The 13,047-nt window shown below is 71.7% G+C and carries 6 protein-coding genes; 2 read left to right on the top strand and 4 right to left on the bottom strand.

Annotated features, from left to right (window positions below; all coding sequences use genetic code 11):
* The first annotated feature begins 386 nt into the window (after positions 1 to 386).
* Positions 387 to 5,384: an NAD-glutamate dehydrogenase gene (locus tag ABZ267_RS31455; RefSeq protein ID WP_356753953.1), complete on the top strand. Its 4,998-nt coding sequence runs from the start codon at positions 387 to 389 to the stop codon at positions 5,382 to 5,384.
* A gap of 108 nt (positions 5,385 to 5,492) precedes the next feature.
* Here the strand turns inward: ABZ267_RS31455 and ABZ267_RS31460 are convergent, their stop codons facing one another.
* Together ABZ267_RS31460 and ABZ267_RS31465 are read right to left on the bottom strand one after the other, a co-directional pair.
* Positions 5,493 to 6,284, bottom strand: coding sequence for an ABC transporter ATP-binding protein (locus ABZ267_RS31460; protein ID WP_356754125.1), 792 nt, complete (start codon positions 6,282 to 6,284; stop codon positions 5,493 to 5,495).
* Between the two features lie 61 nt (positions 6,285 to 6,345).
* The gene (locus ABZ267_RS31465) at positions 6,346 to 7,251 is read right to left on the bottom strand and encodes an ABC transporter permease (protein ID WP_356754127.1); all 906 of its coding nucleotides are present in this window, start codon (positions 7,249 to 7,251) and stop codon (positions 6,346 to 6,348) included.
* 206 nt (positions 7,252 to 7,457) lie between these two features.
* Here ABZ267_RS31465 and ABZ267_RS31470 point away from each other — a divergent pair, with 206 nt between their 5' ends.
* Complete coding sequence (locus tag ABZ267_RS31470; RefSeq protein WP_356753955.1) at positions 7,458 to 8,066, top strand: TetR/AcrR family transcriptional regulator; 609 nt, start codon at positions 7,458 to 7,460, stop codon at positions 8,064 to 8,066.
* Between the two features lie 84 nt (positions 8,067 to 8,150).
* Here the strand turns inward: ABZ267_RS31470 and ABZ267_RS31475 are convergent, their stop codons facing one another.
* Together ABZ267_RS31475 and ABZ267_RS31480 are read right to left on the bottom strand one after the other, a co-directional pair.
* Positions 8,151 to 9,374 carry a hypothetical protein gene (locus ABZ267_RS31475; protein WP_356753957.1) on the bottom strand — a complete coding sequence of 408 codons (1,224 nt, stop codon included), beginning with the start codon at positions 9,372 to 9,374 and terminating at the stop codon, positions 8,151 to 8,153.
* Positions 9,375 to 9,456: 82 nt separating this feature from the next.
* Positions 9,457 to 12,987, bottom strand: a complete 3,531-nt coding sequence (locus tag ABZ267_RS31480; protein ID WP_356753959.1) for a CDP-glycerol glycerophosphotransferase family protein — start codon at positions 12,985 to 12,987, stop codon at positions 9,457 to 9,459.
* Positions 12,988 to 13,047 lie beyond the last annotated feature (60 nt).

A 13,047-nucleotide genomic window follows, 5' to 3' on the forward strand; every position in this document is an offset into this window, starting at 1 on the left:
GGTGGTGCGGCAGCCACTCAGGTTGCCCCCGTTACGTACATTCGCCAAGGTGATGCACCGCACTGTCCGAAGTGTCAAAGTTCGATGTCTTCTTTTGTACACATGCGGCTCATGACGGGGTGGGGTACCGGGGCGATAGCCTGGTGCCGTGATCAGCGCGATACGCCTCGGGGGCAGCGAAGCCCCCGGCCGCCGCCCGGAGTGCCACCGCACCCGGGCGATCCGCGATCTTCCGACCCCGGACCGGCCGTCAAAAACGGCCCATGTGGTCCCGGGTAACTCTCGAAGCGGCATAGCGTCGACCCAGACCGGAAACCCCGTGTCGTGGCGGTACGTCGTTTTTCTCACCTACGTCACGCAACGGCGCGCGACAGGAGCCAGAGGACATGCAGACCAAGCTGGACGAAGCCAAGGCCGAGCAGCTCGCACGGGCCGCCCAGGTAGCTGACAACAGCCCGGGCGGTGGTGTCGGTGGCCCGGGCGGTACCCCCGGGGTGCGGGTCGCCGCCGCCGGGGCCGACGAGGACGCCCGTCCGGGTCAGGACGCCACGCTCGCCTACCTTCAGCGCTACTACCTGCATACGGCTCCCGAGGACCTCAGCGGCCGGGACCCGGACGATGTCTTCGGCGCCGCCGCCTCGCACTACCGGCTGGCCGAGAACCGTCCTCAGGGCACCGCCAACGTCCGGGTGCACACGCCGACCGTCGAGGAGAACGGCTGGACCTGCAGCCACTCCGTCGTCGAGGTCGTCACCGACGACATGCCGTTCCTGGTGGACTCCGTCACCAACGAGCTGTCCCGGCAGGGCCGCGGCATCCATGTCGTGATCCACCCGCAGGTCACCGTCCGCCGCGATGTCACCGGCAAGCTCATCGAGGTCCTCGCCGGCGGCCCCGGCATCCCGAGGGCCGTCAAGGGCGGCAGGAACGCCAAGGCGGAGCTGCCGCACGACGCGCTGGTCGAGTCCTGGATCCACGTCGAGATCGACCGTGAGACCGACCGCGCCGACCTCCAGCAGATCACCGCCGACCTGCGCCGCGTCCTGTCCGACGTACGGGAGACCGTCGAGGACTGGGGGAAGATGCGCGACGCCGCCCTCCGGATCGCCGACGACCTGCCCGGCGAGCCGCTGGACGACCTCGCCGACGAGGAGGTCGAGGAGGCCCGCGAGCTGCTGCGCTGGCTGGCCGCCGACCACTTCACCTTCCTCGGCTACCGCGAGTACGAGCTCAAGGACAGCGACGCGCTCGCCGCCGTACCCGGCACCGGCCTCGGCATCCTGCGCTCCGACCCGCACCACAGCGAGAGCGAGGACCACCCGGTCAGCCCGTCCTTCGACCGGCTGCCCGCCGACGCCCGCGCCAAGGCCCGCGAGCACAAGCTCCTCGTCCTGACCAAGGCCAACAGCCGCGCCACCGTGCACCGTCCGAGCTACCTCGACTACATCGGCGTGAAGAAGTTCGACGCCAAGGGCAACGTCGTCGGCGAGCGCCGCTTCCTCGGCCTCTTCTCCTCCGCCGCCTACACCGAGTCCGTGCGCCGGGTGCCCGTCATCCGCCGCAAGGTCGCCGAAGTGGTGGAGGGCGCGGGCTTCTCGTACAACAGCCATGACGGCCGCGACCTGCTCCAGATCCTGGAGACCTACCCGCGCGACGAGCTGTTCCAGACCCCCGTCGACCAGCTCCGCGCCGTCGTCACCTCCGTCCTCTACCTCCAGGAGCGCCGCCGGCTGCGGCTCTACCTGCGCCAGGACGAGTACGGGCGCTACTACTCCGCGATCGTCTACCTCCCGCGCGACCGGTACACCACCGGCGTACGCCTGCGGCTGATCGACATCCTGAAGGAGGAACTCGGCGGCACCAGCGTCGACTTCACCGCCTGGAACACCGAGTCGATCCTCTCCCGGCTGCACTTCGTCATCCGGGTCCCGCCGGGCACCGAGCTGCCGCACCTCACCGACGCCGACGCCGACCGCGTCGAGGCCCGCCTCGTCGAGGCCGCCCGCTCCTGGGCCGACGGCTTCGGAGAGGCGCTCAACGCCGAGCTGGGCGAGGAGCGCGCCGCCGAACTCCAGCGCCAGTACGGCCACTCCTTCCCCGAGGGCTACAAGGCCGACCACTCGCCGCGCGCCGCCGTGGCCGACCTGGTCCACCTGGAGACCCTCAAGGAAGGCGAGAAGGACTTCGCGCTCAGCCTGTACGAGCCGGTCGGCGCTGGCCCCGGCGAGCGCCGCTTCAAGATCTACCGGACCGGCGAGCAGGTCTCCCTCTCCGCCGTCCTGCCGGCGCTCCAGCAGCTCGGTGTCGAGGTCGTCGACGAGCGTCCGTACGAGCTGCGCTGCGCCGACCGCACACACGCCTGGATCTACGACTTCGGGCTGCGGATGCCGCAGACCAACGGCCACACCGGCCACCTCGCCGACGATGCCCGCGCCCGCTTCCAGGAGGCGTTCGCCGCCGTCTGGAAGGGCGAGGCGGAGAACGACGGCTTCAACGCGCTGGTGCTGGGCGCCGGGCTGAACTGGCGTCAGGCCATGGTGCTGCGCGCCTACGCGAAGTACCTGCGGCAGGCCGGTTCGACCTTCAGCCAGGACTACATGGAGTCCACGCTCCGCAACAACGTCCACACCACCCGGCTGCTCGTCTCGCTCTTCGAGGCTCGGATGTCGCCCGGCCGCCAGAGCGCCGGCACCGAGCTGACCGACGGTCTCCTGGAGGAGCTGGACGGAGCGCTCGACCAGGTCGCCTCACTCGACGAGGACCGGATCCTGCGGTCCTTCCTCACCGTCATCAAGGCGACCCTGCGCACCAACTTCTTCCAGAACGCGGACGACGGCACGCCGCACAGTTACATCTCGATGAAGTTCGACCCGCAGGCCATCCCGGACCTGCCCGCGCCCCGTCCGGCGTTCGAGATCTGGGTCCACTCACCGCGTGTGGAAGGTGTCCACCTGCGCTTCGGCAAGGTCGCCCGAGGCGGTCTGCGCTGGTCGGACCGGCGCGAGGACTTCCGTACGGAGGTGCTCGGCCTGGTCAAGGCGCAGATGGTGAAGAACACCGTCATCGTGCCCGTCGGCGCCAAGGGCGGCTTCGTCGCCAAGCAGCTCCCGGACCCGTCCGTGGACCGGGACGCCTGGTTCGCCGAAGGCATCGCCGCCTACCGCACGTTCATCTCGGCGCTCCTGGACATCACCGACAACATGGTGGCCGGCGAGGTCGTGCCGCCCGCCGACGTCGTCCGCCACGACGAGGACGACACCTACCTCGTCGTCGCCGCCGACAAGGGCACCGCGAGCTTCTCCGACATCGCCAACGAGGTCGCCGTCGCGTACGGCTTCTGGCTCGGCGACGCGTTCGCCTCCGGCGGTTCGGCCGGTTACGACCACAAGGGCATGGGCATCACCGCGCGCGGCGCCTGGGAGTCCGTCAAGCGGCACTTCCGGGAGCTGGGCCACGACACCCAGACCGAGGACTTCACCGTCGTCGGCGTCGGGGACATGTCCGGTGACGTGTTCGGCAACGGCATGCTGCTCTCCGAGCACATCCGCCTGGTCGCCGCCTTCGACCACCGGCACATCTTCATCGACCCGACCCCGGACGCGGCCACCTCGTACGCCGAGCGCCGCCGCCTCTTCGACCTGCCGCGCAGCTCCTGGGCCGACTACGACACCGGGCTGCTCTCCGCGGGCGGCGGGATCCACGCGCGCAGCGCCAAGTCGATCCCGCTGAACAACCACATCCGCGAGGCGCTCGGCATCGACGCGTCGGTGAGCAAGATGACGCCCGCCGACCTGATGCAGACCATCCTCAAGGCCCCGGTCGACCTGGTGTGGAACGGCGGCATCGGCACGTACATCAAGGCGGTCTCCGAGTCGAACGCCGACGTCGGCGACAAGGCCAACGACGCGATCCGCGTCAACGGCGAGGACCTGCGGGCCAAGGTCGTCGGCGAAGGCGGCAACCTCGGCGCCACGCAGCTCGGCCGGATCGAGTTCGCCCGCAACGGCGGCCGGATCAACACCGACGCGATCGACAACAGCGCCGGTGTGGACACCTCCGACCACGAGGTGAACATCAAGATCCTGCTCAACGGGCTGGTCCGGGACGGCGACATGACCGTCAAGCAGCGCAACAAGCTGCTCGCCGACATGACCGACGAGGTCGGCGCGCTCGTCCTGCGCAACAACTACGCGCAGAACGTCGCCCTCTCCAACGCCTCCGCCCAGGCGCCCTCCCTGCTCCACGCCCAGCAGCGCTTCATGCGACGCCTCGAGCGGGACGGCGCGCTGGACCGGGCGCTGGAGTTCCTGCCCGCCGACCGGCAGATCCGCGAACTGCTCGGCAACGACAAGGGGCTCAGCCAGCCCGAGCTGGCCGTGCTGCTCGCCTACACGAAGATCACGACGGCGGACGAGCTGATCTCCACCGTCCTGCCGGACGACCCGCACCTGCAGGGCCTGGTCCACGCCTACTTCCCGAGCGAGCTGCGCGAGCGGTTCCCGGAGGCGATCGACGGGCATGCGCTGCGGCGCGAGATCATCACGACGGTGCTGGTCAACGACACGGTGAACACCGCCGGTTCGACCTTCCTGCACCGGCTGCGGGAGGAGACCGGGGCGTCGATCGAGGAGATCGTGCGAGCCCAGTTCACGGCCCGCGAGATCTTCGGGCTGTCCTCGGTGTGGGACGCGGTCGAGGCGCTCGACAACCAGGTCGCGGCCGATGTCCAGACCCGGATCCGGCTGCACTCGCGGCGGCTGGTCGAGCGTGGTTCGCGCTGGCTGCTGGGCAACCGGCCGCAGCCCGTCGCCATCGCGGAGACCATCGCGATGTTCCGGGACGGCGTCGAGCAGGTCTGGAACGAGCTGCCGAAGCTGGTGCGCGGTGCCGACCTGGACTGGTACCACTCGATCCTGGACGAGCTGACCGCCGCCGGTGTGCCGAGCGAGCTGGCGGTGCGGGTCGCCGGGTTCTCCTCCGCCTTCCCGGCGCTGGACATCGTCGCGATCGCGGACCGGACGGGCAAGGACCCGCTGGAGGTCGCCGAGGTCTACTACGACCTGGCGGACCGGCTGCGGATCACCCAGCTGATGGACAGGATCATCGAGCTGCCGCGGGCCGACCGCTGGCAGTCCATGGCCCGCGCCTCGATCCGCGAGGACCTGTACGCGGCGCACGCGGCGCTCACGTCGGACGTGCTGAGCGTCGGGAACGGGACGTCCACGCCGGAGGAGCGGTTCCGGGCGTGGGAGGAGAAGAACGCGGCGATCCTGGCGCGGTCGCGGGCGACGCTGGAGGAGATCCAGGGGTCGGACGCGTTTGATCTGGCGAATCTGTCGGTGGCCATGCGGACGATGCGGACGTTGTTGCGTACGCACGCGTAGGGGGTACGTCTGTGGGGGCCGGTGCCGTTGGTGGCGCCGGCCCCCTCGGCGTGGGGGTTCCGTCCTCAAACGCCGGACGGGCTGGAAGTGGCCGGACGGGCTAGGGAACTACTTGCGCTTCGTGAACTTTGTGTATTCCGCCACTACTTCCTCCGCCGGGCCGTCCATCCTCAGCGTGCCCGCCTCCAGCCACAGGGCTCGGTCGCAGGTTTCGGTGATGGACTTGTTGCTGTGGCTGACCAGGAAGACCGTGCCCGCCTCCGCGCGCAGTTCCTGGATGCGGTCCTTGCTGCGGCGCTGGAACTTCGCGTCGCCCGTGGAGAGCGCCTCGTCGATCAGGAGGACGTCGTGGCTCCTGGCGGCCGCGATGGAGAAGCGGAGCCGGGCGCCCATGCCGGAGGAGTACGTGCGCATCGGCAGCGTGATGAAGTCGCCCTTCTCGTTGATGCCGGAGAAGTCGACGATGTCGTCGTAGCGTTCGCGGATCTGCTCGCGCGTCATGCCCATCGCCAGTCCGCCCAGCACCACGTTCCGCTCGCCGGTCAGGTCGCCCATCAGGGCCGCGTTCACACCGAGCAGCGACGGCTGGCCCTGCGTGTGGACCTTGCCGTGGGACGGCGGGAGCAGGCCGGCGATCGCCTTGAGCAGTGTCGACTTGCCGGAGCCGTTGGAGCCGATCAGGCCGATCGCCTCGCCCTTGTACGCGGCGAAGCTGACGCCCTTCACGGCGTGCACCTGGCGTGCGCCGGGCGTACGGCGGCGCGAGGTGATCCGGCTGAGCGCCGAGGTCGCGCTGCCCTTGCCCGTACGAGCGCCGTTGACGGTGTACGTGATGTGGACGTCGTCCACGACGACGGTCGGCACCCGCTCGTCGGTCGGCACCCGCTCGTCGGTCGGCACCCGCTCGTCGGTCGGCACCCGGTGGTCGGTCGGCACCCGGTGGTCGAGGGAACTTTTGAGATCAGCCACGTCCGTACGTCTCCTCGGCCTTCCAGAAGTACACGAATCCCGCCACACCGCACAGCAGCGCCCAGCCGGCCGCGGCCGCCCACACGTGCGGCGGCAGCTGCGCCGCGCTGTAGCTGTCGATGAGCGCGTACCGCATGAGGTTGATGTAGATCGCCGCCGGGTTGTACTCCAGTACCACCATCACCGCGTGCGGCACCCGCTCGCCGTGGAGCAGGTGGTCCAGGCTCCACATCACGCCGGAGGAGTACATCCAGGTCCGCAGCACGAACGGCATCAGCTGCGCGATGTCCGGGGTCCTGGCCGTCAGCCGGGCCACGGCCATCGACACGCCGGTGTTGAACACCGCCTGGAGCGCGAGCGCCGGGATCGCCAGCAGCCAGGACGGGCGCGGGAACTGGCCGAACACCAGCAGGATCAGCGTCAGCGCGCCGAGCGAGAACAGCAGCTGCTGCAACTGCTGGAGCGCCAGCGCCACCGGCAGCGAGGCGCGCGGGAAGTGCAGGGCCCGCACCAGTCCGATGTTGCCGCTGATCGCCCGCGTCCCCGCGGTGATCGAGTTGCTGGTGAACGTCCAGATGAAGACCCCGGTCACCAGGAACGGAACGAAGTCCTCCACACCGCGCTTGGTGTCCAGCAGGACGCCGAAGATGAAGTAGTAGACCGCCGCGTTCAGCAGCGGCGTCGCGATCTGCCAGATCTGGCCGAGCTTCGCCTGGCTGTACTGGGCCGTCAGCTTGGCCGTCGCGAACGCGGAGATGAAGTGCCGCCGGCCCCAGAGCTGCCGGACGTACGCGGGCAGCGAGGGCCGGGCGCCGCTGACCTTCAGGCCGTGCCGGGCGGCGAGGGCGGCCAGCTCACCGGGCGCGTAGGCGGGGACGGCCGGGGCCGCGGAGCTCACCGGAGGTGGCGGGGCTGCTGTCTGGCTCACCACGAAGGATCACTTTCGACGGAAGACGGAAGACGGAAGAGGTGCGAGGCGTGGGAACGGTACGGACCCGTAGGGACGCCCTCGTTGGGACGGGACCGTACCGTCGTAACGCCGAGAGTAGGACGCTTGTACGTCGCAACGCAACCGTTCCGTCGTCACCGACTATCATTCGGGCCATGACCACCGAACGGGGAACCCGCCGCCGCGCCCCCGCAGGCGCCGCCGTCCTGCGCGAGGACGTCACCGACGCCATCCGCGCGGCCGTCTTCGAGGAGCTGGCCGCGGTCGGGTTCGCCCGGATGTCCATCGAAGGCATCGCGCGGCGCGCCGGGGTCGGCAAGACGGCCGTCTACCGCCGCTGGAAGTCCAAGCTCGCCCTCGTCCTCGACCTGGTCGCGGCCGTCGCCGCGCAAGGCATGCCCGCACCGGCCACCGGCTCGCTGTACGGCGATGTGCGCGCGGTCCTCGAACTCGCCGCCTACGCTCTGCGCCACCCGGTTGCCTCGCAGGTCATCCCGGACCTGCTGGTGGAGTCGGCCCGCAATCCGGAGATCTCCGAGGCGATCAAGGGCGCGCTCCTCGACCAGCAGCAGGGTGTGGCGGCCGTGGTGGTGCGGGAGGCGGTGGCGCGCGGTGAGCTGCCGGAAGGGAGCGATCCGGACCGGGCGCTCGACCTGATCGTGGGGCCGCTGTACTGGCGGCTCGTCGTGGTCCGCGGCGCGCTGCCCGACGGATACCTCGACGACCTGGCCGCCTCGGCGGTCGCGGCGCTGCGCAACGGCTGAACCGGAGCGGCCTCACCGCTGCGCAACGGCTGAAGCGGAGAGGACCGCACCCCTGCGCAACGGCGCCTGAGGAGGCCCGAGGGATCACCGCTCCGGTACGCGCGCCAGCACCTCGCCCGTACGCGAGCTGTACGCCAGCACCGACGCGTCCGCCGGCAGCTTCTGGAACCGGGTCAGCAGCACCCACCGCACCCCGTACCGCGCGCTGATCCGGTCCCGTTCCTCCTGCGCGGTCGCCGCGTCCAGGTAGGCGGTGACCGCCTGGCTCCGCGCGCGCCGCTCCGCCGCCGGAAGCCCCGCGTCCGGAACCGCGTCCGCCAGGATGAACGCCCCGTGCCCGGCCAGCGCGTACATCGCCGGGACGCTGTCCGTCAGCACCACCTCGCCGGGCGGCACGTGCGCGGTGGCCCAGGTGTAGGGCTCGCCGGTCGTCGGCTTCCCGCCGGACTCCGGGCTGCTCGTGGTCCCGGCGGACAACGGGGGCTGCGCGGCGGTGAGCCCGTTGTAGTACGGCCACACCGCCGCCACGGCCACCGCGCACAGCCCGGCCAGCGTCCACCGCCGCAGCGTCGGCCGGATCCGGGTCCGCTGCTTCACCGCGACCAGCGCCACCACGCCCAGCGCCGCACCCAGCGCCGTCGGCGGATGGACCAGCAGGACGAGCCCGAGCAGGACCCCGATCCCGGCCGCCTCCGCCCATCGAGGCGTCCTTACTGGCGGCCGCCCGGAGCTCGCGCGCGGAAGCCTGGTGACCGCGTGACCGGTCCACGCCCACAGGTTCAGCGTGACCGCGACGGCGAACGTGCTCGGCGCGCTCCACCGACCCGGATCCGCCCAGTGGATCAGGGCCAGCGGGATCAGCGCGAGGACCGGTACCCAGCGGTTCGCCGTCAGCAGCCGGGCCAGCCGGCCGATTCCGGTCAGCAGCAGCGCCAGATTCACGGCGGCCGACAGCGCCAGCACCGACTGCCCGGAGAGCCCGCCGGCCCGGGCGGTCAGGCCCTGGAGGAGGGCGTACGGCGAGTAGTGCGCGCTGGCCACGGCGGGCAGGTCCGTCATCGGGAACGCCGGGTGCAGCAGGCTGGTCCGCAGCCGTTCGACGACGGCCGCGTTGAGCCCGGCCTCGCAGCACATAGGCACGTTCCAGGCCGCCGCCGACAGCACCGCCCACAGCAGCCCGCCCAGCAGGACGTACGGCGAAGGCAGCCACCGAGGCGCTACGACGCGTGCGACGTCCTCGGTCGGCGTGGGAGGAGGAGCAGGGGTAGGAGTGTCGGACGGGGCGGGTGTGGGAGAGGAGAGGGACACAGGTCATGGGTTCCGTGCGCGGGACCGTCCCTCCCGCCCGCCACTCTTCCGGGGGATGTACGGGAAGCTCTACGGCAGGCCCTTAAAGAGCGTCCGCCAGCAGTCGGTCCGCCACCCGGCCCGCCGCGCCGCCGTCGTCCAGGTCGCAGTAGTCGCGGCGGAAGCTCTCGTACGCGTCGGCGTGCCGCGCCGCCACCGCCGCGAGGCCGTGCAGCGCCTGCGCCACCTCCTCCGTCGTCACCAGCAGCGGACCGGGCGCCCGGGTCTCGAAGTCCAGGCAGAAGCCGCGCACGGTGTCGCGGTAGTGCTCCAGGTCGTACGTGTGGAAGAGCATCGGGCGGCCCGTCAGCGCGAAGTCGAACACCAGCCCCGCGTAGTCCGTGACCAGGACGTCCGCGATCAGGAGCAGTTCCGCCGCGCCCGGGTGGCGCGAGACGTCGAGCACGCCGGGCCCGTCCTGGAACCCGCCGGTGACCCTGGGGTGCCGGCGCACCAGCACGGTGTGGCCGGGGCCCAGCGAGCGGGCCAGCGCGTGCGGGTCGAGCGCCGGATCCCAGCGGTACGGGCCGGGGGCCGTGCGGTCGGGCGCGTCGCGGGTCGCGGACGGAGCGTGGGCCAGGTGGTCGCGGTAGGTGGGCGCGTAGAGGACGATGCGGTGGTCCTGCGGTACGCCGAGCGTGCGCCGGATCTCTTCGGCGGCCTTGTCGCGGTCGGGGGCGCACAACAGGTCGTTGGCCGGCGATCCGGCTTCCAGCACCTCACCCGCGTACGCCAGTGAGCTGCGCAGCAACGGCGTGGCGAAGCGGCTCGGCGACACCAGTACCGACCATTGGGCCGACCGGTGCGCCAAGGTGGCGAGATGCTGGTGGTCGGCGTAGAGGGTCTCCGCCAGGCCGGCGCCGAAGCGGCCGAGCGGGGTGCCGTGCCAGGTCTGGACGACGGTCTGTCCGGGCCGCCGCTCGAACCACGTCGGCAGCTGCTCGTCCGTGACGATCCGCCGGGAGCGGGCCAGCGCCTCGTACCAGGCGGCGCTGTGCACCGGAACGGCGCGTGCACCGGGTGGCACGTGGGTCGTGCGGCCCGGAGCGGTGCCGGTGATCCACAGGTGCTCGACCTCCGTGCCTCGGCGCACGAGCTCGGCGTGCACGGCGCGCGGTGAGTCGCCGCCGGCGTAGAGGACGGTGTCCAGGAGCGGGAGGTGCGCGGTGGTGCGTCGCGCGAGGTGGTGCGCGTCGCGCAGGAGCCGCCTGCTGTACGCGCTCCGCTCGGCGACCGCGAGCGCTCCTCCGGCCACCACGGTCAGCCGGTCGCCGTTGCGCCGCTCCAGGGCCAGGACGGAGTCGCCGCAAGGGAGGTGCTCGGCGAGCGAGGTGCGGACGCGGACGGGATGACCGTCCAGGTGGAGGGTCCAGCGGCCTTCTGGGAGCGGCGAGGCGATTCGCGCGGAGAACCGGCCGGCCGCACGGTCCACCGTGATGTCGGTGACCGGGACGGCCTCGTGCAGGGTCTCGTGACGGAGGACGAGCCGGGCGCTCGCGCCGGACGCGGGGCCCGAGGCCGCGGAGGCCTGCGTGCCGGAGGCTCGCCCGTACGTCCCCGAGGCCGTGGAGGCTTTCGGCGTGTGCGCCCACAAGGCGGTGAAGGCTTTCGGCGCGTACGTCCCCGAGACCCGCAGCGCCCCGTCCTCCAGCCGCTCCACCTCATCCGCCACCGGCGGCCCGCCCAGCTCCACCACCAGCTCACCCGCCGCGTCCGCACACGCCGGCGCAGGCAGATCCGGGGCGGCGGGCAGCGGTGTGCGGGTTCCGTCGGCCAGCAGCAGGCGGGCCCGCCAGCGCGCGCCGGCAGCCTCGACCTCGCGAGGCGCCCGGTGCGGGACCGGCGGGACGGCGGCGAGGCCGTCGAGCGGGACCGACACCGCGAACCTGCCGTCGTCCCCGTACTCCACCGGACACGAGCGCTCCTCGGCCCCTTCGCGCGTCAGCAGCACCGCCGTGGGCCGGGAGGTCCCGCCGAAGAGCCGTCCCGACAACTCCAGCCGCGCCGTCTCCGTACCACCACCGCAACCGCCACCGTGCGCCTCCACGAGAGCCGGAAGCCGCGACACCGTCAGCCGCAGCCGTCCGCCCCGGTGGTCCAGCACCGCCCGCCGGCCGTCGCCCAGGTCGTGCACCAGCGGCTGGTCCGCGCCCGCGTCCGCCGCGCGCACCGCGACCCGCCGTACGGTTCCGCGCGCCGCGACGACCAGTCCGACCAGCCAGCCGCCGCCGGGCAGCCGGTCCGGATCGAGGACCAGCTCGAAGCCCGCATGGTCGTAACCGTGCAGCTCCTGACCGGAGTTCACCGTCGCCTCGGGCGCACTCACGGACCGCACCGGCACCGTCCGCACCCGCCGCCCTCGCTCCGCCCGGATCATCCCTACGGTGAGCTGCTGCCGGGCCGAGGAAGCCGGCAGGTTCCGCAGGTAGGCGTATCCGCGCAGCCGGAGCTTCCCGTCCGCGCCCCACCGCGCCTCCACGAGCCGCGCGACCGCCGGTACGTCGGCGCGCGCGAGCCGGGCGCTCGCGCCGCGCACGCCGGGGTAGACGGCCCGCCGCCGACCCGGAGGCCCCTCCACCGCGAACGTCCCGACGCCGTTGGCCCGTTCGAAGGCGAGAACGGCCAGCAGCTCGTCCATCCGCCGCTCCCGCACCAGCCGCCACTTGATCCGCGACTCCACCGGCAGCCCCTCCACCACCCCGTCCCCGGCCCGGTCCACGAAGGCCCCGGCACCCTCCAGGAACGCCGACCGGTACGCCTCACCGCCCATCGGCAGCCCGTCCAGGAAGTACCCGAAGTCGTCGCGCAGGCAGGACGCGTCGTACGCCAGCCGCCGCTCCGCGCCTCCGTGCTCGCCGAGGAACGCGCTGACCTGCTCGCACGCGTCGATCCGGTCCCGTACGCCGGTGACATCCGTACGCCGCCGGGTGATCGAACCCTCCCGCACCCGCCAGTAGTAGACGTGCTCGTGCAGGACGTCGACGGACCCGGCGAGGTAGTGCGCCGGGATCATCACCGGCGTGTCCTCGTACAGCTTCCCTTCCGGGAAGGCGAAGGCGTGCCGGTCCCAGAAGGAGCGCCGGAACACCTTGTTCCAAGCCACCCGGTCGGCGAGCAGGCGCGGATCCCGGGTGATGTGCGTGCGCGGGCGCGTGGCGGTCAGCCAGCGGTACTGCCACGCCTGCTGCCGTCCCTGACCGGTCAGCCGCCACACATTGCCGGCCACCAGATCGGAGCCGGTCGACTCCAGCGAGGCCACCATCCGCTCGTACGCGTCGTGGACGACGAAGTCGTCGCTGTCCGCGAACGCCAGGTACGGCACGGACGGCGTGGTGTGCCGGACGCCGGTGTTGCGGGCCGCGCTCAGGCCGGCGTTCGGCTGCCGCACCAGCCGGAAGCGGCTGTCCCGGGCGGCGACGTCCTCGGCGATCGCCGCGCTGTTGTCCGTCGAGCCGTCGTCGACCATCACCACCTCGATCGCGCCGAGGCTCTGTTCCGCCACCGAGCGCAGGCAGTCCTCCAGATAGTCCTCGACGTTGTGGACCGGGACGACGACGCTGAGGAGTGGCTTCATGCTCTGGTCAACACGAGGCGGCCGCCGGGGTCACCGGCGCTGACCCGAACGGGTGAACGC

Source organism: Streptomyces sp. NPDC006174 (assembly GCF_040614075.1).
Taxonomy (GTDB): domain Bacteria; phylum Actinomycetota; class Actinomycetes; order Streptomycetales; family Streptomycetaceae; genus Streptomyces.

Coding starts and splice junctions, on each gene's coding strand:
- ABZ267_RS31455 (WP_356753953.1), top strand. CDS start 387: ATGCAGACCAAGCTGGACGAAGCCAAGGCCGAGCAGCTCGCACGGGCC.
- ABZ267_RS31470 (WP_356753955.1), top strand. CDS start 7,458: ATGACCACCGAACGGGGAACCCGCCGCCGCGCCCCCGCAGGCGCCGCC.
- ABZ267_RS31480 (WP_356753959.1), bottom strand. CDS start 12,987: ATGAAGCCACTCCTCAGCGTCGTCGTCCCGGTCCACAACGTCGAGGAC.